Source organism: Streptomyces sp. NBC_00289, from assembly GCF_041435115.1.
In the GTDB taxonomy this organism is placed as follows: domain Bacteria; phylum Actinomycetota; class Actinomycetes; order Streptomycetales; family Streptomycetaceae; genus Streptomyces.
Genome location: NZ_CP108046.1, coordinates 1,868,244 through 1,892,414 on the forward strand (window position 1 = coordinate 1,868,244; position 24,171 = coordinate 1,892,414).

Annotated in this window: 21 protein-coding genes; 10 read left to right on the forward strand and 11 right to left on the reverse strand. The window is 72.3% G+C overall.

What is annotated here, in order from left to right; all coding sequences use genetic code 11:
* Positions 1 to 28 precede the first annotated feature (28 nt).
* Together OG985_RS08895 and OG985_RS08900 are read left to right on the forward strand one after the other, a co-directional pair.
* Positions 29 to 1,036 (forward strand): Ppx/GppA family phosphatase, encoded by a 1,008-nt coding sequence (locus OG985_RS08895; RefSeq protein WP_371667712.1) that lies wholly within the window; start codon positions 29 to 31, stop codon positions 1,034 to 1,036.
* 52 nt (positions 1,037 to 1,088) lie between these two features.
* Positions 1,089 to 1,271, forward strand: coding sequence for a hypothetical protein (locus OG985_RS08900; protein WP_371667713.1), 183 nt, complete (start codon positions 1,089 to 1,091; stop codon positions 1,269 to 1,271).
* Between the two features lie 226 nt (positions 1,272 to 1,497).
* On the opposite strand, the gene OG985_RS08905 is transcribed toward OG985_RS08900, so the two are convergent.
* Positions 1,498 to 1,725 (reverse strand): hypothetical protein, encoded by a 228-nt coding sequence (locus tag OG985_RS08905; RefSeq protein ID WP_371667714.1) that lies wholly within the window; start codon positions 1,723 to 1,725, stop codon positions 1,498 to 1,500.
* A gap of 86 nt (positions 1,726 to 1,811) precedes the next feature.
* Between OG985_RS08905 and OG985_RS08910 the strand changes: the two genes are divergently transcribed.
* Genes OG985_RS08910 through OG985_RS08920 form a run of 3 tightly spaced genes read left to right on the forward strand, consistent with a single transcriptional unit; the run spans position 1,812 to position 3,723 of the window.
* Positions 1,812 to 2,837, forward strand: coding sequence for an iron-containing redox enzyme family protein (locus OG985_RS08910; protein WP_371667715.1), 1,026 nt, complete (start codon positions 1,812 to 1,814; stop codon positions 2,835 to 2,837).
* Positions 2,838 to 3,527, forward strand: a complete 690-nt coding sequence (locus tag OG985_RS08915) for a HemK2/MTQ2 family protein methyltransferase (protein ID WP_371667716.1) — start codon at positions 2,838 to 2,840, stop codon at positions 3,525 to 3,527.
* Positions 3,508 to 3,723 (forward strand): CDGSH iron-sulfur domain-containing protein, encoded by a 216-nt coding sequence (locus OG985_RS08920; protein WP_371667717.1) that lies wholly within the window; start codon positions 3,508 to 3,510, stop codon positions 3,721 to 3,723. Before OG985_RS08915 ends, OG985_RS08920 begins: the two co-directional genes overlap by 20 nt.
* A gap of 145 nt (positions 3,724 to 3,868) precedes the next feature.
* Here the strand turns inward: OG985_RS08920 and OG985_RS08925 are convergent, their stop codons facing one another.
* The gene (locus OG985_RS08925) at positions 3,869 to 4,303 is read right to left on the reverse strand and encodes a protease inhibitor (protein ID WP_371667718.1); all 435 of its coding nucleotides are present in this window, start codon (positions 4,301 to 4,303) and stop codon (positions 3,869 to 3,871) included.
* 323 nt (positions 4,304 to 4,626) lie between these two features.
* Here OG985_RS08925 and OG985_RS08930 point away from each other — a divergent pair, with 323 nt between their 5' ends.
* From OG985_RS08930 to OG985_RS08940, 3 genes are all read left to right on the forward strand, one after another.
* Positions 4,627 to 5,199: a hypothetical protein gene (locus tag OG985_RS08930; RefSeq protein WP_371667719.1), complete on the forward strand. Its 573-nt coding sequence runs from the start codon at positions 4,627 to 4,629 to the stop codon at positions 5,197 to 5,199.
* Positions 5,200 to 5,333: 134 nt separating this feature from the next.
* Positions 5,334 to 6,032 carry an alpha/beta fold hydrolase gene (locus OG985_RS08935; RefSeq protein ID WP_371667720.1) on the forward strand — a complete coding sequence of 233 codons (699 nt, stop codon included), beginning with the start codon at positions 5,334 to 5,336 and terminating at the stop codon, positions 6,030 to 6,032.
* 70 nt (positions 6,033 to 6,102) lie between these two features.
* Positions 6,103 to 7,272 carry a lactate 2-monooxygenase gene (locus OG985_RS08940; protein WP_371667721.1) on the forward strand — a complete coding sequence of 390 codons (1,170 nt, stop codon included), beginning with the start codon at positions 6,103 to 6,105 and terminating at the stop codon, positions 7,270 to 7,272.
* Between the two features lie 30 nt (positions 7,273 to 7,302).
* On the opposite strand, the gene OG985_RS08945 is transcribed toward OG985_RS08940, so the two are convergent.
* The 5 genes from OG985_RS08945 to OG985_RS08965 form a co-directional block, all read right to left on the reverse strand.
* A complete protein-coding gene (locus OG985_RS08945) occupies positions 7,303 to 8,913 on the reverse strand; it encodes an RICIN domain-containing protein (RefSeq protein WP_371667722.1) in 1,611 nt (536 codons plus the stop codon).
* Between the two features lie 469 nt (positions 8,914 to 9,382).
* On the reverse strand, positions 9,383 to 9,760 hold the full coding sequence (locus OG985_RS08950) for a toxin Doc (RefSeq protein ID WP_371667723.1): 378 nt from the start codon (positions 9,758 to 9,760) through the stop codon (positions 9,383 to 9,385).
* Positions 9,761 to 9,763: 3 nt separating this feature from the next.
* Positions 9,764 to 10,009, reverse strand: a complete 246-nt coding sequence (locus tag OG985_RS08955) for a hypothetical protein (protein ID WP_371667724.1) — start codon at positions 10,007 to 10,009, stop codon at positions 9,764 to 9,766.
* 138 nt (positions 10,010 to 10,147) lie between these two features.
* Positions 10,148 to 12,391, reverse strand: coding sequence for a glycoside hydrolase family 9 protein (locus OG985_RS08960; protein WP_371667725.1), 2,244 nt, complete (start codon positions 12,389 to 12,391; stop codon positions 10,148 to 10,150).
* A gap of 145 nt (positions 12,392 to 12,536) precedes the next feature.
* Complete coding sequence (locus tag OG985_RS08965) at positions 12,537 to 15,635, reverse strand: glycoside hydrolase family 2 TIM barrel-domain containing protein (protein WP_371667726.1); 3,099 nt, start codon at positions 15,633 to 15,635, stop codon at positions 12,537 to 12,539.
* Positions 15,636 to 15,900: 265 nt separating this feature from the next.
* On the opposite strand from OG985_RS08965, the gene OG985_RS08970 reads away from it, so the two are divergent.
* Together OG985_RS08970 and OG985_RS08975 are read left to right on the forward strand one after the other, a co-directional pair.
* Complete coding sequence (locus OG985_RS08970; protein WP_371667727.1) at positions 15,901 to 18,291, forward strand: SpoIIE family protein phosphatase; 2,391 nt, start codon at positions 15,901 to 15,903, stop codon at positions 18,289 to 18,291.
* A 166-nt stretch (positions 18,292 to 18,457) separates the two neighbouring features.
* Complete coding sequence (locus OG985_RS08975) at positions 18,458 to 19,714, forward strand: SLC13 family permease (RefSeq protein ID WP_371674308.1); 1,257 nt, start codon at positions 18,458 to 18,460, stop codon at positions 19,712 to 19,714.
* A 14-nt stretch (positions 19,715 to 19,728) separates the two neighbouring features.
* On the opposite strand, the gene OG985_RS08980 is transcribed toward OG985_RS08975, so the two are convergent.
* The 4 genes from OG985_RS08980 to OG985_RS08995 form a co-directional block, all read right to left on the reverse strand.
* Positions 19,729 to 21,549, reverse strand: coding sequence for a ricin-type beta-trefoil lectin domain protein (locus tag OG985_RS08980; RefSeq protein ID WP_371667728.1), 1,821 nt, complete (start codon positions 21,547 to 21,549; stop codon positions 19,729 to 19,731).
* 554 nt (positions 21,550 to 22,103) lie between these two features.
* Complete coding sequence (locus OG985_RS08985) at positions 22,104 to 23,072, reverse strand: aldo/keto reductase (protein ID WP_371667729.1); 969 nt, start codon at positions 23,070 to 23,072, stop codon at positions 22,104 to 22,106.
* Positions 23,073 to 23,134: 62 nt separating this feature from the next.
* Complete coding sequence (locus OG985_RS08990) at positions 23,135 to 23,665, reverse strand: flavoprotein (RefSeq protein WP_371667730.1); 531 nt, start codon at positions 23,663 to 23,665, stop codon at positions 23,135 to 23,137.
* Positions 23,666 to 23,674: 9 nt separating this feature from the next.
* Positions 23,675 to 24,133 carry a nuclear transport factor 2 family protein gene (locus OG985_RS08995; protein WP_371667731.1) on the reverse strand — a complete coding sequence of 153 codons (459 nt, stop codon included), beginning with the start codon at positions 24,131 to 24,133 and terminating at the stop codon, positions 23,675 to 23,677.
* Positions 24,134 to 24,171 lie beyond the last annotated feature (38 nt).

Here is a 24,171-nt window from a genome sequence, read left to right on the forward strand (position 1 = left end):
CGTCCCGTAATCGGGTACTCACGGGTTCATGCGAATCAGCGTGGTGGATGTCGGGTCGAACACGGTCAGACTCGTGGTGGCGGACACGGCGGACGGGGTGCCCCTGCCGGTGCACACCGCCAAGTGGCGTCTGCGGCTGTCCGAGGACGTCAAGCCCGGGCAGCCGGTCCCCGAGCACGCCGTCGAGCGGCTCGTCGCCGCGGTCACGGAGGCGAGCAGGACCGCGACCCGGTGGGGTGCTGCCGGCCCCCTGGCCTTCGCCACCGCCGTGGTGCGCAGCGCGCCGAACCGGCTGGAGGTGCTGCACGCCGTACGGGACCGGACCGGAGTCGGTCTGTGCACGCTGCCGGGCGAGGTCGAGGCCGAGCTCACCTTCCTGGCGGCCCGCCGCTGGATGGGCTGGCGGTCGGGACCTCTCGCCCTGCTGGACATCGGCGGCGGTTCGTTGGAAGTGGCCTTCGGGCGCGGCCGGTTGCCGGACTTCGCGGCGTCGCTGCCACTCGGCGCGAACCGGCTCACCCACGAGTTCTTCGCGGACCAGGACCCGCCGACGCCCGACCTGGTGCGGGCGCTGCGCCGCAAGGTCCGGCACCAGCTGCGGGACGCGGCGGCGCGCATCCGGTGGGAGGGCCCGCGCATCGCGGTCGCCACCTCCCGCACCTTCCAGCAACTGGGTCGGCTCTGCGGGGCCCAGCCCGGGCGTCACGGTCCGTTCGTGGAACGACAGTTGCACCGCACGGACCTCGGCCTGGCGATCGACCGGCTGGCCGCCCTGCCCACCGCCGAGCGCGCCCTGCTGCCCGGCATCTCCGCACCGCGCGCCGGGCAGAGTCTGGCCGGCGCCGTGGTGGGCCACACCGCGATGAAGCTGACCGGCATCGAGACGGTGACCATCTGCCCCTGGGCGATACGCGAGGGCATCCTGCTGCGCCACATCGAGGACGGCGCCTCCTGGTGGGCGGAGATCTCCCGCCGCGAGGAGGAGGCCGCCACCCGCGAACCGGTCCCCCTGCGCATCGCCACCACGACCAGCTGACCAGCGCGGAACGCACCGCCGAGCACCGTCGAACACGGAAAGGACCATCCCCATGTCAGCCGACGAGAACCGCTCCGGAGAGCGACCCGAGACAGCTCTCCAGGAAGTCCTCAAGGAGGTCGAGGACCAGGAGAACCGCACCCGCGACTCCACAGAGCAACGCCACCACACCGGCGAGGCCGGAGAGACCATCACCCCGAACCCGACCGCCCAGGAGAATTCCCGAGGCGAGTGACGAAACGCGAGGCAAGCGAACACCACCACAGTCCCGCGCCCCAAAGGGGCGCGGGGAACTGCGCGACCGGCCACGACGCACCCGCAGACAACGCACGGGCCTAAAAAAGGGGCGCGGGGAACTGCGCAACCAGCCACGACGCACCCGCAGCCGACGCACCGGCCTAAAGAAGGGGCGCGGGGAACTGCGCGACCGGCCACGACGCACCCGCAGCCGACGCACCGGCCTAAAAAAGGAGCGCGGGGAACTGCGCAACCAGCCACGACGCACCCGCAGCCGACGCACCGGCCCCGCCGACCCACACGTGGTGCGCACCGTCCTCGTTGCCGGTGACGACCACGCCCGCGACCCGGTTGAAGGCGACGGGCCTGCCGTCGTCGTCGGTCTCGGACAGCATCGCGTCCATCCGTTCCAGGACCCGCTGGGCGACGGAGGACGGCCTGCAGCTGATCACCAATGCCTTCATACCGGCTCGAAGTACCCGTACTGCCCCGCTCCACGCCCACGGATGCCCCGCCCGCACCCGGGTACCCGGGGCGCATGACGCACGAAGGTCCTGAACCACGGCTGCCGTCCGCGCGGGGTCCCGTCTCCGCCGCGGTGATGGCGTACCTGCTGGACAACGGCCCGCTGCCGCGCCACGAGGACGCCGCGGGCGCGGACGTGTACGGCGACGATCTCCAGCTGGCCCTGTACCTCTGCTATGAGCTGCACTACCGCGGTTTCGCGGGCGTGTCCCCGGACCGCGAGTGGGATCCGGAGCTGCTGCGCACCCGCGCGGCCCTCGAGCACCGCTTCCTGTCCGCCCTGCGCGCGGACACCCCGGCGCACGACAGTGTCGAGGACGCCCTCGCGGACCTGCTCGTCGAACCGGTCGACGGCACGGGTGTCTCCCACTTCCTGCGCGACAAGGGCGAGCTGTGGCAGGTGCGCGAGTACGCGGCCCAGCGTTCCCTCTACCACCTGAAGGAGGCCGACCCGCACGCCTGGGTGCTGCCGAGGCTGTGGGGCAGGGCCAAGGCCGGGATGGCGGCGATCGAGTTCGACGAGTACGGCGGCGGCCGCCCCGACCGGGTGCACGCCCGGCTGTTCGCCGACCTGATGACGGACCTGGACCTGGACACCACTTACGGGCACTACCTCGACGCGGCCTGCGCGGAGGTCCTCGCCACGGTGAACCTCATGTCCCTCTTCGGCCTGCACCGGTCCCTCAGGGGCGCACTCGTGGGCCACTTCGCGGCGGTCGAGATCACCTCCTCGCCCGGTTCGCGGCGGCTGGCGGAGGCGATGCGCCGGACGCAGGCCGGCCCGGCCGCCGAGCACTTCTACGACGAGCACGTCGAGGCCGACGCGGTCCACGAGCAGGTCGTACGGCACGAGGTCATCGGCGGCCTGCTGGCCGAGGAGCCGCACCTCGCCGCCGACGTCGCCTTCGGCCTCGACGCCACCGGACATGTCGAGGACCGTCTCGCCGCGCGCCTGCTCTCCGACTGGCATGCGGGCCGGTCCTCGCTGCGTACGCCCCTGCCGTCGGGCGGGACTTCGCAAACCTCCCATATTTCCTGAATGTCGGGGTACTTGGCCGAGGTGAACTCACTGCGACCCCACCTGTCACTCCCGGGCGTCTACGCACCCCAGGAGGACACGGCCCTGCTGGCCGGAGCTCTGTCCGAAGAACCGCTCGCGCCGGGTGCCGACGTCCTCGACGTGGGAACCGGTTCCGGCGCGCTGGCGCTGGCGGCCGCACGCCGCGGGGCACGGGTGACGGCGGTGGACGTCTCCTGGCGCGCGGTGTGCACGGCACGACTGAACGCCTGGCTGGCCGGCGTGCCGGTGCGCGTCCGCCACGGGAACCTCTTCGACGTCGTACGGGATCGGTCCTACGACCTCATCCTCAGCAATCCGCCGTACGTGCCGGCGCCCACGACGGCGGTGCGGCCGCCGCGCGGCCGGGCCCGGGCCTGGGACGCGGGCCACGACGGGCGGCTCGTCCTGGACCGGATCTGCGGGGAGGCACCCGGGCTGCTGTGCCCCGGAGGAGTGCTGTTGATGGTGCACTCGGCACTCAGCGACCCGGAACTGACGGTGGGAGACCTGCGCTCGGCGGGTCTGAAGGCCGCCGTGACACGGCGCAGCCGCATCGACTTCGGTCCGGTGCTGCGCGCGAGAACGGGCTGGCTGCGGGAACGCGGGCTGTTGTCGCCCGCCGAGATGAAGGAAGAGCTGGTGGTCGTCCGTGCCGAACTCCCCGTCTGACCCGCCCCGCCGGATCAAGGTGCAGCGCCGGGGCCCGTTGCTGGTGGAGGGCCCGGTGGAAGTGGAACTGGAGGACGGGACCACGGTGTCCTCCGACCGCTTCCGGGTGGCCCTGTGCACCTGTCGCCGCAGCCGCCGCTATCCGTGGTGCGACACCAGCCACAGGGACCGCGAACAGGACCGGAACCGTCGCTGACACGGTCATGAGCCGAGGTGCCGGCGGGTGGCCCCACTCCGCCCGCCGGCCCCCGGTGCGAGATCGCACGTCCCCGCGACAGGGGCCCGCACTCCCCATAGGCGGACCCCTTCGGCGTTCACGAGGACCGCGCGATCCCGGTCTCTCAGAACGCGAAGACGCTCACCCCGAGGGAGCTCTTCACGCACTCGTTGGCGAAGGTGCGCTCGTAGGAGACGCGCTTGCCGCGCCAGACGCCGTCCACCGTGACGACCACGGGGGCGTACTGCTTGGTGCACGTCACGTCGTCCCTGGCCGTCAGGACGTCGAAGTCCCCGTCGGCGGCACGAAGTTCGGCGCAGGCGAGGGCCGGGGCCGGGTGGGTGCCGGAGGCCGTCGGAGCGCAGTTGAGGGTGACCGCCCGTTCGGGGGTCACGGTGGCCGCGTCCTCGCCGTGTCCCATGGTGAGCACCAGGGCCGACGGGGCGTAGAGCCCGGCCGGGGCGGCGGGCGGGGCGGCGAGGGCGGCGCCGGTGAGAGGCCCGCAGACGGCGGTGGCCGTCAGGCCGAGGGTCGCTGCCCAACGCGCGGTGTTCCGCATTGTGTGCATCCTTCCGCTTGATTCGAGGTGTGCCGTCTCCGGCCGGGTTGTGCCCGGAGCGGCGAGCGCGAGTCTGCCGAGTCCGCCGCCGAATCTCACATCGACCCCATGGGTTTCAGTAACCTTGCGTATTGAATCAGTGGCGTGAAGTCACGGAAGTCGAACGTTTCAACGCCGAAACCAAGCGGTTCTTGATCACTTCATGCCGCCGGTTGGCCGGATTCCCCCTGCTCGTTAATAGTCCTGAAACATTCCGCTTCAGCCCTGAGCGCACTCCGCCGCGATCCCTTGCGTTCACGTTCGATCGGAGTAATCGTGATTACATGATTACGACAGAGCAACAAGAGAAGCTGCGCGGCTGGTTCGCCGGCCGGCTGCCCGACGACCTCTTCGAGTCCCCCGCCGAGGTGACGGTGGACCGGGAGGAGATCACCGTGGTCGGCCGCATCCCCGAACCCCGGCTGGCCGAGGACGCCCCGGCCGCCGAGCGGGACGCGGCCCTGCAGGCCCGTATCCAGGAGTTCCGGGAGCGCAGCCGGGAGGACCGGATCGCGGTGGCCCGCGAGGCCGAGCACCGGTTCGGCCGGAAGGTCTCCTGGGGCGTGGAGTGCGGGGACCGGCGTGCCCTGTTCACCCACGTGGCGGCCCCCGTCATGACCCGGCTGCGCCAGCCCGAGCGTCAGGTCCTCGACACCCTGATCGCCGGCGGGGTCGCCCGCAGCCGCAGCGACGCCCTCGCCTGGTGCGTCCGCCTGGTCCAGCGCCACACCGACGACTGGCTCACGGAACTGCGCGATTCCCTGGAACACGTGCAGCGGGTGCGCGCCCAGGGGCCCGACGCCGAGGCGGAGGACACCCCGGCCGAGCCTCGCGCGGACGACGACCGGAACGACTGAGCACGAACGCCCGGGACGACGGAGAACGGACGACAGCGGCGACAGCGGCGACAGCGGCGACAGCGACCGGGAACGAGTCCCCGGGCGGTTCCGCGTCGGCCCGCACTGTCAGACCCCTCGGCTAGGTTGCCCGCATGACCAACTACGTATTGGTGGCGGGGTCGTGGCTCGGGGCGTGGGCGTGGGACGAGGTGGCGGCCGAGCTGAGAGCGGCCGGGCACGACGCGCATCCCCTGACGCTGTCGGGCCTCGCCGAGCGGCAGGGTGTTCCCGCCGGACAGCAGACCCACGTCCAGGACATCGTCGACGAGATCGAGCGGCTCGACCTGCGGGAGGTGGTCCTGGTCGGGCACAGCTACGCCGGCGTGCCGGTCGGCCAGGCGGCCGAGCGGATCGGCGACCGGCTGCGGCGCGTGGTGTTCGTCGACTCGAACGTGCCGGTGGACGGCGAGTCGTTCCTCTCGGGCTGGCCGAGCGACCATGTGCGGCAGTCGATCGCGGACAACGCCGGCTTCTGGCCGCCGTTCGGCACGGACGACTACGCCGGCGAGGGGCTGACGGACGAGCAGATCGCCCGGCTCGTGGGCGGCGGCACTCCCCATCCCGGCGCCACCCTCACCGAGCCGGCCGTCCTGAAGCGGCCTCTCGGTGAGCTCCCGGCCACGTACGTCCTGTGCTCGCTCGACGGCGGCGGGGAGCCCGATCCGCTCGTGTCCGCTCTCGTGCGGGACCAGGGCTGGCAGTTGGTGCGGCTGGCCACCGGCCACTGGCCGATGTTCTCCCAGCCGCGCGAACTGGCCCGTGTACTGCGCGAGTCGGCGGCCACGGACTGATCCAGGGCCGGCATACCGCCCGGTATCGTGCGGGCAGCGCGTGCTCGACGACGAGAGGCGGAACGTACGCATGGCCAAGCACTGGGCGGACTTCCAGTACGAGATCTACCTGAACGGGATGACGGGCGCGGTCCCCCGGCTGCCCACCGACCTGACCCGGCTGGAAGAGCTCACCGAGCAGCGGCTCGGCCCCGGCCCGGTCGGCTATGTGGCGGGCAGCGCCGGTGACGGGAGCACGGCGCGCGCCAACCGGGCGGCCCTGGAACGCCGTCGGATCGTCCCGCGGATGCTGAGGGACGTGCACGAACGCGATCTGTCGGTCGAGGTGCTGGGCCGCGCCCTGCCCGCCCCGCTGGCGCTGGCACCGGTGGGCGTCCTGTCGATCATGCATCCGGACGCCGAGCCGGCCGCCGCCCGGGCCGCGGCCGCGCAGGGCGTGCCCTACATCCTGTCGTCCGCGTCCAGCACGCCGATGGAGCAGGTGGCCGAGGCGATGGGGGACGCTGAGCGCTGGTTCCAGCTGTACTGGCCGAAGGACCCGGAAGTCGCCCGGAGCTTCCTGCGCCGGGCGAAGGCGGCCGGGTTCACCGCTCTGTTCGTCACGCTGGACACGCCGCTGCTGTCCTGGCGTCCGCGCGATCTCGACCAGGCGTACCTGCCGTTCCTGCACGGCGTGGGCACCGCCAACTACTTCTCCGACCCGGCCTTCCTGGCGGGCCTGGCGAAGCCGGTGCACGAGGACCCGAACGCGGCCGTCATGCACTTCGTCGGCATGTTCGCCGACCCCGCCAAGACCTGGCCGGACCTGGCGCTCCTGCGGGAGAACTGGGACGGCCCGATCGTGCTGAAGGGCGTCCTGCACCCGGACGACGCCCGGCTCGCCGCCGACGCCGGGATGGACGGCGTGGTGGTCTCCAACCACGGCGGCCGCCAGGTGGCCGGTTCGGTGGCGGCGGCGGACGCGCTCCCCCGGGTCGCCGAGGCGGTGGGCGACCGGCTGACCGTCCTGTTCGACAGCGGCGTACGCACGGGGGACGACGTTTTCAAGGCGCTCGCGCTGGGGGCACGGGCGGTCCTCCTCGGCCGGCCCTACGTGTACGGCCTCGGCCTCGACGGCCGGTCCGGCGTCGAGCACGTGATCCGCTGCCTCCTCGCCGAGCTCGACCTCACGCTCGCGCTGTCCGGACACGCCACCCCGGCCACCGTCGGCCCCGCCGACCTCGTCGAACAGTCCGGCTGAGCCCTCCGTCAGGCGTCCCCGCCGTCGCCCTCAGGTCCGCCTGGCGAGCTCGACCGCTCGTGCGGACGGGGTGTCCGTCCCCTCGATCGACAGTGAACTCGGGCTCGCCGTAACGGATTCGGTCAGCCAGCGCTGGTCGTCGGAGCCGTCGCGGACCTTGACGACGATGTCGGCGCCCGGGCCACTGGTGGTGGCGGCGAGGGCGAGCTGTTCCTGCCGGCGCGGCAGCAACTCGCCCCGCACGGTGAGGTCGTAGCGGACGTCGTCGGCGCGCTTCGACTTCTGGCCGGCGCAGGTGCCGAGGACGACCACACCGGCGTCGACGTGCGAGTCCAGGCACAGGTCGGGGTCGGCAGCGCTGCGCAGCAGCCCGTCGGTCCCGTACGACCACTGCTGGGTCCCGGCGGCGGAGCAGGTTGCGAGCTGGGCCCCGGCCCCGGCCTTCACCTCGCCGCGGATGTCGAGGCACAGGTCGGCGCCGACGTTGCGGAGCCTGGTGCGGCCGGACCCGGTGGGGTGCTGGGCGGTGCCCGGGGAGGCGGAGGAGGCCGCGGGCGGGAGCTGGGAGCCGCGGCCGCCGGTCGCGCTGGTGGACGCGACCGGGCCGGCGCCGTCGTCCGGCGACCACAGTCCGGCCATGAGCACGCTCGCGAGCAGCGCGACGGAGACCAGGGCGACCCCGGTGAGCAGCGCCCGCGAGGACCGCAGGGCGGGCTGGACGCGCCGGCCCGGCACGGGGATCCTCGGCGGGACGCGCCGGCGGCCGCGGCCGTGCCGGGCGGCGCTGCGCGCCCGCGGTTCCTCCCGCGGCCGTTCCCGGCGGGAGTCGACATAGCGGCCGGCGCCCCGGCCGAGTACGGCCTCGGCGATGAGCAGGCCCAGCCCGCTGTCGAAATGGCTCAGTTGTTCGGCGGCATGACGGCAGTGGGAACACCCGTCCAGATGCTGCCGCACATCCGGCAGCAGCGCTCCGCCCCGGCGAATCGGGACGTCGAGGAGACGGTTGTAGAAGCGGCAGTCCTTCGTCGGCGCGAGTTCCCGATGGGCGTGTACACAACCTTCGCGGAATTTCTCCCGCGCCTGTTCGAGTGCGGCCGACGCGATGTCGGTGTCCATGCCCAGAAGAGCGGCCGGGACACTTACCGGCTCCGCCTCGACCTCGGTGTGCCACAGCAGACACCGGGCGAGTCCGGGAAGGGACTGGAATGAGCGCTCCGCCAGCTTGCGGTGTTCGAGCGTCACGGACATGCTCGAACGCTTACCGCCGCCCCCGGAATTTCTTCCCAGACCCGGCAGAACCCCTGATATGCGCTCCTCGGCCGACCACTGGAGGACCGTGTCGCGTACCGCCACCAGGAGGCGAGGTCGCAGCGCGAGGGCCGGCTCGCCGAGCGTGAGACGGTCGAGGACCTGGTGGAAGGCGGCCGCGGTGACCAGGGCGGCGGTGTCCGCCGGGGCGGCGAGACAGCCGACGGCGTAGGAGTGTGCGGGTTGCCAGTGGCGGGCCATCAGCAGCGCGACGGAATGGGCCGCCTCTCCCTCGGAGCGGCCTCTCAGCCGGGCGGCCAGGTTCTCGTCGGATTCTCCGGGAACACCGCCGGGCGGAGGGTAAGGCGGGCGAGAGGGGTGGGGGGTGGGCACTGAACGGATTCCTTTCCCACACGCACGGGATACGCAGGGAGCATGAATTCACGAACGTCCGTCCGACCCGGTTCCCCACGAGACGAATGCGACCCGGGCCTTACCCCCCGCACGGGTGGTTCACCCTCGCACACGTCACTCACGGCCAACAAGGCACCCGGGCAACTTCCACCCCATTGAAGGAAAGTCAGGCGAGGGGGCAACTGGCTTTTTTCGTAAGGACTTTCGACATTCCATGAGTCCGGTGTGAAAGGCGCGCACAGGCCGAGCCCCGTGTGAATCGCGCGCACACGCAGGGGCGCCGCGCACGCTCCCGGCGCTCGGGACGGCGTAGTCCACTGGAGGCGGCCCTTCTCGAAGGCCCCGCGCGGGACGGCGGCTCTCCCGCGCGAAACGGGCCGCCGACCCCGTTCCTCCCGCCCTCGGTCGGCGGCCCCGAGAAGGCAGGACCGCTGCCCGCCGGCGGACCTCAGAGCTGCCAGGAGCGCAGCCGGTCCGCGGCCGCGTGGACGTCGGCCTTGCCGGAGATCAGGTCACGGGCGAGATCCACGAGAGCGCCGTACGGCGGGTCGACGCCGGCGCCGCTGACGACCATGTACGCCACCGCCACGGAGCAGGCGAAGCGGGCGTTGGCCGACGGCAGGGGCTTGAGCACCGCGAGCGTGTGCAGCAGCGCCGCGGCACGCCAGGCGGGGTCGGAGTCGGTGCCCGGCCGGGGCGGGTCGACGCGGTGGCGGGCGACGGCGGCCACCAGCGCCGACAAGTCGTTGACCGTGGGCCGGCCCGGCAGCACTTCCTCATGGCGCTGGAGCAGCCAGGGCACGTCGATGTGGATGACGGGGGCCATCGCTCAGGCGGCCCGTCCCTCGCCCTTGGCGGGCGGTTCGTCGTCGGGGAAGGCGGCCGCGAACTCCTCGGCGTGGGACGCGAAGAAGCGGCGGAAAGCCTCCGCGCCTTCCTGGAGCGCCCGGTGCCGGGCGATGTCGGCCGCGGCCGCCGCGCGCACCAGGGCCTTCATCGAGGTACCCCGCTCCTTGGCGATCTGCCGCAGATCCTCAAGCTCGCGTTCGCTGAACTCCACGTTGAGAGCTGGCATGTCCGCACGGTACAGCGCGGGTACTCGCCCGTAAATAAGACCAGGTCGGACACGCCTCCAGACGGTACCGACGGAACCCGCCGGGACAGGTGGGGAGCGGTCCCGGCGAGGCGCCGGGGCCGCTCCCCGCCTGTCGGGCTATCCCTGGTCCGCCACGAAGGACGCCATCCTGGCCAGCGCCGCGTTCCAGTTGATCGCCGTCTCGTTCGTCGACCAGGACTGGATGTCGTCGATGTAGCAGAACTGGCCGACGCAGCCCTGGAGTTTGCTCTGCGCGTAGGGGTCCTGAATGGCGGAGTTGGGGCCGCCGGCGAGGGTGCCGGGCGGCGGATCGGGCAGCTCGGGGTCGAGTTCACGGGCGTACCAACGGCTGTGCTGGCGGTGTGAGTTGACCTCCCCGTAGCCGGTCACGTAGGAGATGTTCAGCGCGTTGCGGCCCAGGACGTAGTCCATGCTCTGGAGCGCGCCGTCACGGTACTTCGCGGCACCGGTGAGGTCGTAGGCGGTGGCGAGGACGACCGCGTTGTTGAGGACCTGGTGACTGGAGCCCCAGTCGTAGCGGTTGCCCTCGGGGGCGTAGGGCATGCCGTACGGCTGTGCCTCGAGGGTGTCCAGGTAGCGGCCCGCGGCCTGGACGACCGACCGGCGCACCCTGTCCCGGCCGGGCAGCTTGCTCGGCACCGTGGCGAGGTCCAGTCGTCCCGCCGCGGCCGTCCGGCTCCAGTCGAGGCCGAGGGGGCCGAAGATGTCGGCGGTGTGGACCGGGGAGCCGGTGACGTGGTCCGCGAACTGCTTCTCACCCGTGGTGAGGTACAGCTCCGCGGCCGCCCAGTAGAACTCGTCGGTCGCGTCGGCGTCCGCGTAGGCGCCGCCTCCGGTCGCGTCGCTCTCCGAGGCGTACACCTCGGGGTGGGCGAGCGCCGCCGACCAGGCCGTGCGGGCCGCCGTCAGCGCCTTCGCGGCGAACCGCCGGTCGTAGGGCCGGTACAGGCGGGCGGCCTGCGCGGCCGTCGCCGCGAGGTTCAGGGTGGCCGCGGTGGACGGCGGGTGCAGCTCGCGCTGCTGCGGGTCGTCGCTCGGCAGCAGCGGAAGGCCGGTCCACTGCTCGTCGTGGACCTTGTGGTGGGCCATGCCGGCCAGCAGCCGGCCGGCGGGCACCTGCATGCTCAGCAGGAACTCCAGCTCCCAGCGGGCCTCGTCGAGGATGTCCGGCACCTTGTTGCCGCTCTCGGGGACGGCGAGGGTGCCGTCGCCGAGCTTCGCCGGGCGGCCGGTGCGGGCCAGCTGTGAGCGTTCGTAGGTGCTGAGCAGTTCCCAGGTGGCGATGCCGCCGTTGACCACGTACTTGCCGTGGTCGCCGGCGTCGTACCAGCCGCCGGAGACGTCGAGGCGGTAGTCGCAGCCGCCCGCCTGGCACGGCACGTCCAGGTCGCCCCGGTTGGGCGCCACGCCGAGGTGGCCGGCGGGGCGGGCGTAGCCGGGGCGCAGGTCGTCGCGGATCGCGATGCCGCTGCGCTGTGTGTAGTAGTACTTCAGGGCGTCCAGGCGCAGCCGCTCGTACGCGCTCGTGCCGATGTCGAACGGGCGGCTCGCCTCCCCGTCCGCGACCAGGGTGAAGCCGTCGCCGCGCCCGCGGTAGCCGCCGAAGTCGATCGAGTGGACGTTCTGCCCGGAGGAGGCGTCGACGCCGCGCGGCACGGTCCGGCCGTGGGCGACCACCCCGCCGCGGGCGTTCTTCAGCTGCCAGGGCAGCTTCCCGGTCGCGCCGGTGACCAGGGTGGCGTTCTTCGGACCGGAGGGCAGGTAGGCCACCTGGTTGACGCGCACCCGCGGTCCGGTGTCGGGCTCGTACACCTCGGGCGGTACGCCGCCGAGCAGGGACACGTCGTCCATGCACAGGCGCCAGGCGTCCGCGCTGCCGCCGGCCTGGAGGGCGACCTGGCCCTCGGTGGTGTCGACGGGCGAGGTGAAGGTGTAGGTGTACGCGTCGCCGGACACGCTCAGCTGCGGGCTCACCTCGAAGTAGGTGTCGTACGGCGACACCGACAGGCCCACGATCGCCCGCACCACGTGACCCGCGGGCGAACCGTTCGCGGTGAACGTGAACCGGTAGGACTCCCCCTTGACCAGGGTGATGTCGTTCTGGCCGACGGCGGCGTCCCAGCGGTTGGCGGTGCCGCCGGGCACTTCCGCGCAGAGCTGCCCGCCGGACAGGCCCGCGGTGACGTTGGCGGTCGTCCACCAGGGGGCGGTGGTGGTGTCGAAGGTTCCGTTCCTGATCTGCTCGACCTCGTCGGCGGCGGCCGGTCCGGCCGGCAGCGCGGTGAGGGCCGCTCCCAGCAGGGCCGCCAGGGTCAGCGCGGTGGTTCTGCGTCGTTTCACGTCTGGGCTCCTCGGGGGAGGTGCGGGTGACGCTCCCGTGGGAGCGCTCCCAGAGGCGGACGCAGGCCATGTTTGTTGCAGGCATGACACCCCGTCAACGGTCCGGACGAGACTCTTTTCCCGTCCGGACCGGATCGAGGCCCGCTCAGCCCGCCGGGATCTCCAGCCGGCTGATGCGCACCGCCCCTCGGACCCCGCCCGGATGGGCGCTGGTGAGTGTCAGCCGCAACCGTGAGCCGCGCACGCCGTCGAAGGTCAGTACCGTCGGGGCGTCCGAGACGGTGGCCCAGTCGACGGCCGCGCCGGTGACCGGGACGTACCGGCGGCCGTCCCACACCGCGGCCTCGACCGAGGCGGGCAGGCTGTGCGTGCTGTCGACGGTGAAGGAGATCTCCGCCCGGTCGAAGGTCCTGGACCGCCCCCAGTCGACGGACACCCAGTCCTCGGGCCGCGCCCCGGCGAAGGCGGGCAGCAGAGCGGTCGCCGACTTGGCGAAGGCGTTGGACCAGCCGGTGGCCGGGTCGCCGTCCAGCATCGCGGCGGGCAGGGTGTCGGGGCGGCCGGAGTAACCGGCGTCCGCGGAGGGGTGGTCCCTCGGCGCGGGGTGGTCCGGCTCGAACGCGACGGCCGGGGTGGTGGCGGCCGACCGGACGGGCGTGGTGCGTACGGTCGCGGTGCCGGCCCTCAGTCCCGCCGCGCGGGCCGTCACCCTCAGGCGACCCGGCGCGCTGCCGGACCGGACGATGGCGAGCGCCTTGCCGTGGAAGGCGGTGCGCGTGCTCGCCTGGTACCGCTCGGCGCTCTCCTGGCGGCCGTTGTCGAGTCCGGCGAGGGAGCCGCCCGTCACCGCGAAGGAGATCAGGTCCTCGGCGTCGGGCACCAGCACGCCGTGGGCGTCGACGACCTCCGCCGTCACGAAGAGCAGCGAACGCCCGTCCGCGGCGAGGGACGTGCGATCCGCGGTGAGCCGTACGGCGTGCGGCGCCCCGGCGGTACGCAGCACGTCGGTGGCCACCACCTTGCCACCCCGGCGCGCCACGGCCTTCAACTCTCCCTTTTTGTAGGGCACTTGCCAGGTGAGGTGGAGCTTGCCCGCGCTGCCGTTCGGGCTGGTGTAGCTGCCGGGGTGGGGGCCGTCGGTGAAGGTCTTGTCGTCGCCCGTGGCCTCGGTGGTCTCCAGGTACGTACGGCCGTCGACGGTCTTCTTCGTGTCGAAGGTGCGGGTGCCGAGGGAGGTGCCGTCGAGGAACAGTTCGACGGTGTCGACGTTGCTGTACGCCCACACCTCGACCGTGTCGCCCGCCGCGTGGTTCCAGGTCATGGGCACCAGATGGACCATGGGCTCGCCGGTCCACTGGCTCCGGAACAGGTGGTACATGTCCTTGGGGAACCCGGCCGTGTCCACCGCGCCGAAGAAGGACGCCTTCACCGGGAACACGTCGTACGGCGTGGGCTCGCCGATGTAGTCGATGCCCGACCACAGGAACTGCCCGGCGAACCACTTCCGGTCCCGGTCCTTCTTGTGCCCGTACTCGCCGCTCATGGTCCAGGAGGCGAGGTTGTTGTCGTAGGACGACGTGGCGCGCCGGCCGGGGGTGTGGTTCTCGCCGGTGTTCAGGTGTTCCGGCTCCTGGTAGGCGCCCCGCGTCGAGGTCTCCGACGACGACTCCGACTCGAAGAGGAAGAGGTGGGGGTAGGCCTCGTGCAGGGCGTCCACGGACTTGGCGGTGTTGTAGTTGAGGCCGAGGCCGTCCAGCTTGGCCAGCATGAGGTCTGCGGCCGAGCCCTTCGCGGGCAGCCTGCGGTACTTGTCGGAGCCGATGACGAGCGGGCGGGTGTCGTCGGCGGCCCGCACGGCGGCGATGATCCGGTCGGCCATGGCGAGCCCGGCGGTGGAGGTGGAGTCCGGGATCTCGTTGCCGATGGACCACAGGACGACGGCGGGCGAGTTGCGGGCCGCGAGCACCATCTCGGTCGCGTCCCGCTCGCACCACTCGTCGAAGAACCGGCCGTAGTCGTACCGCGTCTTGGCGGTGCGCCAGCAGTCGAACGCCTCCACCATCATCACGATGCCGAGCTCCTCGCAGACCTGGATCATCTCCGGCGAGGGCGGGTTGTGCGAGGTGCGGAAGGCGTTGACCCCCATGGACTTCATGAGGGTCATCTGTCTGCGGACGGCGTCGGCGCTGACCGCCGCGCCGAGCGCGCCCAGGTCGTGGTGCAGGTCGACACCCCGGATCTTGGTGTGGGCGCCGTTGAGGTGGAAGCCCTCGTCCGGGTCGAAGCGGAAGGTTCGTATGCCGAAGGGGGTGCGGTAGGTGTCCACGGTGCGGCCGCCGACGCGCAGTTCGGTTTCCAGGGTGTAGCGGAACGGGTCGGCGAAGTCCCACAACCGGGGCCGCCCGACGACGAGTTCGTGTGTCTCGCTCGCCCTGTCGCCGACGGTCACCGTGGTGGCGGCGCGGGCCACGGTGCGACCGTGCGGGCCCTTGATCCGCGACCTGATCTCGACCGGGCCCGGCGCGCCGGACTCGTTCGCCACGGAGGTCCGCACCCGGACGACGGCCCGCTCCCCGGTGACCTCCGGCGTGCTGACCCGGGTGCCCCAGCGCTCCACGTGCACCGGGTCGGTCACGACCAGGCGGGCCTCGCGGTAGATGCCGCTGCCCGAGTACCAGCGGCTGCTGGGCAGACGGTTCTGCACCCTGACCGCGATCACGTTCCGGGCGGTGCCGTCGGCGTGCAGCAGGCCGGTGAGGTCGAAGGCGAAGCCGGTGTAGCCGTAGGGATGACGGCCCACCTCGGTGCCGTTGCAGTAGACGGTGGAGTCCATGTAGACGCCGTCGAACTCCACCGAGATCCGCCGGCCGGCGAGGGCGGGCGGCAGGGTGAAGGCGATGCGGTACCAGCCGAGGCCGCCGGGGAAGAACCCGGTGCCGCTGGTGGTGCCGTGCTCGGTGGTCGGGGTCTGCTCGATGCTCCAGTCGTGCGGTACGGCGACCTCGCGCCATCCCGAGTCGTCGTGGCCGGGGCTCGCGGCGTCGGCGTACGCACCGGTCGGGTCGGTGATCCCGGCCGGGTCGACCAGCGCGAAACGCCAGCCGTCGCGCAGGGCGACCGTACTGCGGCCGGCCGCGCCCGTGGCCGCCGCGTCCGTGGCCGAGGCAGCCGGGGCGTTCAGGAGCACCCCGGTCGCCGGCGCGGCCGTGGAGGCGATCAAAACCGATCTGCGAGTGACCGTCATGGCGACTCTCCCTCATCAGGGACCAGAAGTACTCACAACTGATCGTGAACAAACAGATTCTGACGGTGCGCCACGCGCAACCGTCAAGGGTGCGGTGAGCTGCTTCTGTTCCGGACGCCACAACGGCCGAAATTCCCCCTTGACCGTGTATGGCCCGCCGCACACCGCACACACAGGGTTCACCGTCCGCGCAGGTGCGCGAGCCACTAGGCTGGAACCCAGGTGACGCGCCTGTTCACTGTGAGTGCGCGATGGAGTGGCGAGGATGAGCCCGGAGTATCCATTCGATGAAGGCGCGACGGCTCGTGCCGTCGTCGACGACGACGGCGTACTCGTCGAGTGGAACGCGGGTGCCCGGCGCCTGCTCGGCTGGCCCGCCGCCGAGGTCGTGGGCCGCCCCGCCGCGGAACTCCTGGCCGGCGGGGACCACGGCGGGCACGACGCCCCCGAGGGGCTCCGCTGGGACGGCGTCCTCACCTTGCGTCACCACAACGGCGGCACCGTGTCCGTATGGCTGCTCGCCCACCGCAGACCGCCCGAGAACGGCACCCCCGGCAGCTGGATCCTGCTCACCCCCCTGGAGGGCGACGCCCCGCGCTCGCCCGACGACCCGCTGGACACGGCCGCGCTCGTCCAGTCCCCCTGCGCCCTCGCGATCTACGACGACCGGCTGCGGCTGCGCCGGATCAACGCGGCCATGGAGGAGATCATCGGTCTGCCGGAGGAGCGGGTGCGGGGGCTGCGCCTGCCCGAGATGAGCGGCAGACCCCAGACCGCGGACAGCGAACGGCACCTGCACCGCGTCCTCACCACCGGCCGGGGACATGACGTGCGGACATATCTCGAGGTGGGCGGCGACGGCGGGGTCGCCGCCTGGCTGGCCCGCATGGCGCCGGTCCGCGACGAGACGGGACGGGTACTGGGCGTGAGCGTCACCGTCCACGACTTCACCGAGCAGCACCTGGCGCGCGAGCGGCTCCAGCTCGTGAACGAGGCGAGCGTCCGCATCGGCACCACCCTCGAGGTCACCCGGACGGCCCAGGAGCTGGCGGACGTCTGCGTGCCCGCGCTCGCCGACTTCGTCAGCGTCGACCTGCTGGACCCCGCGGAGCCCGGCGGCGACCCCTTCAACGGTCCGCCCACCCTCCCGGTCCACCTGCGGCGGGCCGCCCACCGGTCGATCAACCCGGGCAGCCCCGAGGCCGTGGCCAAGCCCGGACAGGTGGACCTCTATCCCGCCTCCTCGCCCCAGGCCGACTCGCTGCTGGTGGGGCACACCATCGTGGCGTCCACGGACACCGACGACCTCTCGGAGTGGCTTTCCTGGGACAAGGCCCGCGCCCAGCGGATCAAGGAGTACGGCATCCACTCGACGATGTCCGTGCCGATCCGGGCCCGCGGTCTCACCCTCGGGGTCGCCGTCCTCACCCGCTTCCGGCGACTCGACACGTTCACACCCGACGACGTGCTGCTCGCGGAGGAGGTCACCGCCCGCGCGGCCGTCTGTATCGACAACGCCCGCCGCTACTCCCGCGAGCGGGAGACCGCCCTGGCCCTGCAACGCAGCCTGCTACCCCGTTCACTGCCGCGCACGGCCGCCGTGGAGGCGGCCTCACGCTATCTCCCGGCCGCGCGGGCCGGAGTGGGCGGCGACTGGTTCGACGTGATCCCGCTGTCGGGGATGCGGGTCGCCATGGTCGTCGGGGACGTCATCGGGCAGGGCATCCAGGCCTCGGCGACCATGGGACGGCTGCGCACCGCCGTACGCACCCTCGCCGACATCGACCTGGCCCCGGACGAGCTGCTCACCCACCTCGACGACCTGGTCGTACGGCTGTCCGAGGAGGCCGGCAACGAGGGCAGCCCCGGCGAGGTCGGCGCCACCTGTCTGTACGCGGTGTACGACCCCATCTCGCGGCGCTGCACGCTGGCCGGGGCCGGGCATCCCGCGCCCCTGATGACCAGACCCGGAAGCCGGCCGGAACAGATCGAGCTGCCCGCCGGACCGGCGCTGGGCCTGGGCGGGCTGCCGTTCGAGTCGACCGAGTTCGAGCTGCCCGAGGGCACCGTGCTGGCCCTGTTCACCGACGGGCTGGTCGAGAGCCGGGAGCGGGACGTCGACGCCGGCCACGATCTGCTGCGCGCCGCTCTGGCACCCCCCTCCGACTCCCTGGACGAGACCTGCGACCGGGTGCTGCACGCCCTGCTGCCGCCCGGCGGGTCCGCCGACGACGTGGCCCTGCTGCTCGCCCGCACCCGGGGGCTGCCGCCGTCCCAGGTGGCGACCTGGGACATCCCGGCCGACCCGGCGCTGGTCTCCCCCATCCGCAGGCAGGTCGTCGAGCAGCTCGGCAGATGGTCACTGAGCGCGGCGTCCTTCACGGCCGAGCTGGTGGTCAGCGAGCTGGTCACCAACGCCATCCGCTACGGCTCCCACCCGATCCGGCTGCGCCTCATCCACGACGCGGACACGCTGATCTGCGAGGTGTCCGACACCAGCCACACGGCTCCGCACCTGCGCCGGGCCAAGACCTGGGACGAGGGCGGCCGCGGTCTGCTGCTGGTCGCCCAGCTCACCGAGCGCTGGGGCAGCCGGCACACGCCCGACGGCAAGACGATATGGGCCGAGATCGCCCTCCCCTCCGACGAGGAGTGAGCGGCGGCGCGGGAAGCGCCGGCATCACACACGCCCCGCGGGGCACCAGTCGTCGTGGACCGGCGCCTGATCCCACGCGAACACGTCACGGACGCCCCACGGACTTCTTACCGCCGCCTGCTTTGATGGCCGGGCACGACCTGATCCACGGACGAAGGACCCCGCCCTGAACACCCCGCTCGCCGAATCCCTGTCCGTGGCACTGCTCGTCGCCGTACTCGCCTGGGCCGTGCTGCGGCCCTTCGGCTGGCCCGAGGCGGTGGTGGCGGTCCCGGCGGCGGGGGTGGCGGTGGCTTCCGGGGTGATCTCCCTGGAGCACGCCCGCGCGGAGGCCGAGCAGCTCGGGCCGGTCATCGGTTTCCTCGCCGCCGTCCTGGTACTGGCCCACTTCTGCGATGTCGAGGGGCTCTTCCAGGCGTGCGGCGCGTGGATGGCCCGCCGGGCTGCCGGTTCGCCGACCCGGCTGCTGACCTCGGTGTTCGTACTGGCCTCGGCGATCACCGCGGTGCTGAGCCTGGACGCCACGGTGGTGCTGCTGACACCGGTGGTGTTCGCCACCGCCACCCGGATGGGCGTGCGGGCCAGGCCGCACGTCTACGCGTGCGCGCACCTGTCGAACACGGCCTCGCTGCTGCTGCCCGTCTCGAACCTCACCAACCTGCTGGCGTTCGCGGCGAGCGGGCTGAGCTTCACCCGGTTCGCGGCGCTGATGGTGCTGCCCTGGCTGGTCGCGATCGGGGCCGAGTACGCCGTCTTCCGGCGTTTCTTCCAGCGAGACCTGACGGCGTCCACCCACGCGCCCGGACCCGTCGACACACCCGAACTGCCCCTGTTCGCGCTGGTCACGGTGGGCTGCACGCTCGCCGGGTTCGTGGTGGCCTCGGCGGTGGGCGTCGATCCGGCCTGGGCCGCTGCGGCGGGGGCGCTGGTGCTGGCCGGCCGCGCCCTGGTGCGGCGGCAGGCCACCCCGCTCACCGTGGCGCGAGCGGCGTCACCCTCGTTCCTGGCGTTCGTGCTCGCGCTCGGCATCGTGGTGCGGGCGGTGGTCGACAACGGGCTCGCCGACGCGCTGCGGCACGTGCTGCCGGAGGGGACGGGACTGGCCGCGCTGCTCGGCATCGCCGCGCTGGCCGCCGTACTGGCGAACCTGATCAACAACCTGCCCGCGGTGCTGGTCCTGCTTCCGCTGACCGCCGCGGCCGGCCCCGGCGCGGTCCTCGCGGTGCTGCTCGGGGTGAACCTCGGCCCGAACCTGACCTACGCCGGATCGCTGGCCACGCTGCTGTGGCGGCGCATCGTGCACGGCCACGGACACGGCGTCGACCTGAAGGAGTTCACCGGGCTGGGCCTGCTCGCCGTACCGGCCTCGCTCGTCGCCGCCGTGGTCGCGCTGTGGGCGTCGCTCCAGGTCCTCGGGACCTGAGCGGCCGTCCTCGGTCAGCGGCCTCCGCCGTACCCGCCCCCATAGCCGTAGCCGCCGCCGTACCCGTAGCCGGGCCGGCCGTTGGGCGAGCAGGCGAACCCGTAGCAGGGGGCGCCGGTGGGGTAGGAGGGCGTCGCGGTCGGTGCGGGCTGCTCGGTCGTCGGGGTCGCGGAGGGCTCCGGTGCGGACGTCTTCGCGGACCTGGGAGTGGGCGAGGGCACCGGTGTCGACGAGGTGGCGCTGTTCGCGTCCCAGTTGACCACCTTCATCTGGAGGTCGGTCTTCGAGGTGTCGAACACCCAGTGCTGTTCGGTGTTGTCGTCGCGGTTCTTCAGGACCAGCGCGCCGCCCCCGTCGGTGGCGGCGGGGGTCAGGGCCAGGTCCTGGTCCCAGCGCGGCACCAGCGTGCCCTGCAGGGTGAAGTCGTAGCGGATGCTCTTGGTGGCCGCCTTGCCTCCCGTGCACGGGGCGAGGCGCACCGAGTAGCCGAGGTGCGAGTCCAGGCAGAGGCCGGGGTCCGCGACGCTGCGCAGCAGTCCGTCGGTCTCGTACGACCACTGCTGGCCGGCCGCCGAGGAACAGTCGGCGAGTTCGGTCTCCGCTCCCTTGACGGCCTTCTTGCCGACGATGCCGACACAGAGCCCGGACGCGACGTTGTGCAGCCGGCCCTGGAGGTCCCCCTGCGCGGCTTCGGCGGCGCCGGCCCAGGACGGTTTGCCGCTGGAGGTGGCCGCCTCGGAGCCGGGGGCGTCCGAGGGGTTCGTGCCACCGGCCGGCGAGGTGCCGTCCGAGGGGGCGAGGGCGGACCACAGGACCAGGGGCAGGACGATCAGCGCGCTGACGGTCAGGGCGGCCGCGGCGACGTTGCGGCGGCGGGCGGCGGCACGGCGGGCGGCCTTGTGGGCCGTGCGGCGGGAGCCGTGGCGCGGGGCGGACGTGGTGGAGAACGCCTCGCCCGCGAAGGCGCGCGGCATGGGGCCCGCCTCGGCCGCGTTGTCCTCCGGACTGCCGGCCCTGGCCTCGACATAGGCCCGCGCGCCCCAGCCGAGCACCGCTTCGGCCAGTGCGCCGCCGAGGTCGCCGTTGAACTGGTTCAGCTGGTCGGCCGTGTGCCGGCAGTGTCTGCACCGGTCGAGGTGGGCGCGCAGGTCGGGGTCGAGGTCGATGCCGCCGCGCCGGTAGGTCACGTCCAGCAGCCGCAGATAGTGCCGGCACTCCTGCTCGGGGGCGAGTTCGCGGTGGACCTGGAGGCACTCCTCGCGAAGCCGCTCGCGGGCCCGGCGCAGTTCGACGCCCGCGTCCTCCTCGCCGAGGCCGAGCAGGGCGGCCGGCACGGAGAGCGGTTCGGCCTCCACCTCGGTGTGCCACAGCAGGCAGCGCGCCGACTGGGGCAGCCGCTGGAACGCCCCGGACAGCAGTCGCCGGCCGGCCGGCGGCAGCAGCCGGGCCGCGAGGCGGTCGTCGCCGCCGCCTGCCGCGCGCAGCGTCGGGTGAAGTCCTTCGCGTCTGTGGTCGCCGTCCCATTCCGCGGCGATACGGCGCACGGTGACGAGCAGTTGGGGCCGCCATGCGGCCGTCGGCCCGTTCTGGCGCAGTGATTCACCGAAAAGCCTCGTGAATGCCGCGGTGGTGAGCATTCCGGCGGGACGGGCGCCGTCGGTGCACAGCCGGGCGTAGGCGAAGGCCGCTTCCCAGTGCCGGTCGAGGAGTTCGCCGACCGGTTGCAGCGCGGGCGTCGTCCCCGTCCACTTCTTGAGCTCCGCGCTCAGTTCTTCGTCCGTGGCGTCGGACGGACGAGCGGGAGTCGGGGAATTCGACAGGCCTGCGTCATTCACGGCGGCATTCCTCCCGAGGGCATGCGGCATAAAGTCCATACCAATAGGTATGCGGACCCGTCGATGATGCGACGGAGTCCTTGCGTACAGGATTCGGCATCTCGAACGCCCGCCTGGGGCGGCTCTTTTGAAGCGTGGGGGGCGAACGGGAGGAGCCTCGCGCGCACAGCGGAAAAGCGATGACCCGTGCGCCGACAACGCACACCTTTGCACAGGTCAGCGGGATGGAACAAGCGATCTCCCGGTTTTACGCAATGCCCGCGGGCCAAAGATGTTTGACGAAACGTCAATACGGACCGTTAAGCGATTGCCTCCGTATCGGACCGGTAATCGGGAACGACATTCACCTGGGCCCGCGCCCGCTCCACCCCAACCATTGAACGGGCACCCCACCTCATGTCCGGCCGGTTCACCGGGCCTCGCCCCAACCATTGGGGTCCAGGTCCGGCCTCCGCGCCACGCCACCGGGAAACGCGGACGCCGTCCGTGCGGCGCGCGGTGCGCGCCGCACGGACGGCGTCGACAGCGGTGACCACGATCACCGCCCCACCTGATCAGTGACCGACGACGGGGTGCGGGGAGTAGGGCCGCTCCAGCTCCTCGATCTCCTTGTCGCTGAGTTCGAGTTCGACGGCGGCCACCGCGTCCTCGATGTGCCCCGGCCTGCCGGCGCCGACGATCGGTGCCGCCACCGTGTCCTGGTGCAGCAACCAGGCGAGGGCGACCTGGGCGCGCGGGACGCCCCTGTCGTCCGCGATGCGGGTGACGGCCTCGACGACGGTCCGGTCGCCCTCCTGGTAGAGACGGCTGCCGAAGCCGTCGCTCGCGCTGCGCTCGGTGACGGTGTTCCAGTCCCGGGTGAGGCGACCGCGGGCGAGCGGGCTCCAGGGCAGCACGCCGACGCCCTGGTCCGCGCACAGGGGCAGCATCTCCCGCTCCTCCTCGCGGTAGAGGAGGTTGTAGTGGTTCTGCATGGAGACGAACCTGGTCCAGCCGTGCCGCTCCGCGGTGTACTGGGCCTTGGAGAACTGCCAGGCGTACATCGAACTGGCCCCGATGTAGCGCACCTTGCCCGCCTTGACGAGGTCGTGCAGCGCCTCCATCGTCTCCTCGACCGGCGTGTGCGGGTCGTAGCGGTGGATCTGGTAGAGGTCGACGTAGTCGGTGCCGAGCCGGCGGAGGCTGTGGTCGATCTCGGACATGATCGCCTTGCGGGACAGGCCGCCGCCGTTGGGCCCGGGGCGCGTCCGGCCGTGCACCTTGGTCGCGAGCACGATCTCGTCCCGGTCGGCGAAGTCGGCGAGCGCCTTGCCGACGATCTCCTCGCTGGTGCCGTCGGAGTAGACGTTCGCCGTGTCGAAGAAGGTGACACCGGCCTCCAGCGCCTGCCGGATCAGCGGACGCGAGGCCTCCTCGTCGAGGGTCCACTCGTGCGTACCGCGGTCGGGCAGGCCGTAGGACATGCAGCCCAGACAGATCCGCGACACGTCCAGGCCCGTCGAACCGAGCTTCACGTACTGCATCGTTGCTGCTCCTGCCTTCGGGATGGGGTGTGGAAGGAGCGTACGACGCGGGGCGGGCCGGGTCACCCGAGCAGATCCAGTGCCCGTTCCCAGCCGAACTCCGGCCGCCCGCCGTCCGCTTGGGCCTCACCCGAGTACGGGTCGCCGAACCGCACGCCCATCCCGCGCAGCCGTGTCAGGCTGTCCCGGTAGGCGGGATGGGCGGCCAGCGCCTCGGACACGCACGGCAGGACGGCGACGGGCACGCCGAGGCCGTACGCCTCGCACAGGGTGGCCACGGCGAGGGTGTCGGCCAGCCCGGCCGCCCACTTGTTGACCGTGTTGAAGGTGGCCGGTGCGACCACGACGGCGTCCGGCGGCGGGAAGGGGCGCGGATCGCCGGGCGCGCGCCACGCGGAGCGGACGGGCCGGCCCGTGAGCTCCTGGACGGCGGCGGCGTCGAGGAAGCCGCCGGCCACGGCGACCGGCGTAGCGAAGGCGCCGACCTCCCAGCCCCGCTCCCGCGCCGCGGTGATCAGGTGGCCGACGTCCGCGGCGATTCCGGCGGCGCAGACGACGACGTAGAGGAAGGGCTTCCCGTCCGGTTCGGTCACGCGCGAACCCTATGCGACCGGGAAGGACAGCCCTCGTTCCGTCTCGGGTCGCGGTCCGCGGATGCGCCGCTGTGCGTCCTGGATGGCCACGTCGTTGATGCTCGCCTCCCGCCGGGTCATCAGCCCGTGCTCGTCGAACTCCCAGAGTTCGTTGCCGTACGACCGCCAGCACTGCCCGTCGGCGTCACGGCACTCGTACTGGAAGCGGACCGCGATGCGGTTGCCGTCGAAGGCCCACAGGTCCTTGCGCAGGGCGTACTCCCGCTCGCGCTCCCACTTCGCGGTGAGGAAGGCGACGATCTCCGCGCGCCCGGTGACGAAGGTGTCCCGGTTGCGCCAGACCGAGTCCGGCGAGTACGCGAGCGACACCTTGTGCGGATCGCGGGTGTTCCAGGCGTCCTCGGCGGCCTGCACCTTCCGGGCGGCGGTCTCGCGGGTGAAGGGGGGCAGGGGCGGGCGGTCGTTCATGGTCTTCTCCTGCTGCGACAGCGGCTGAGAACGAGCGT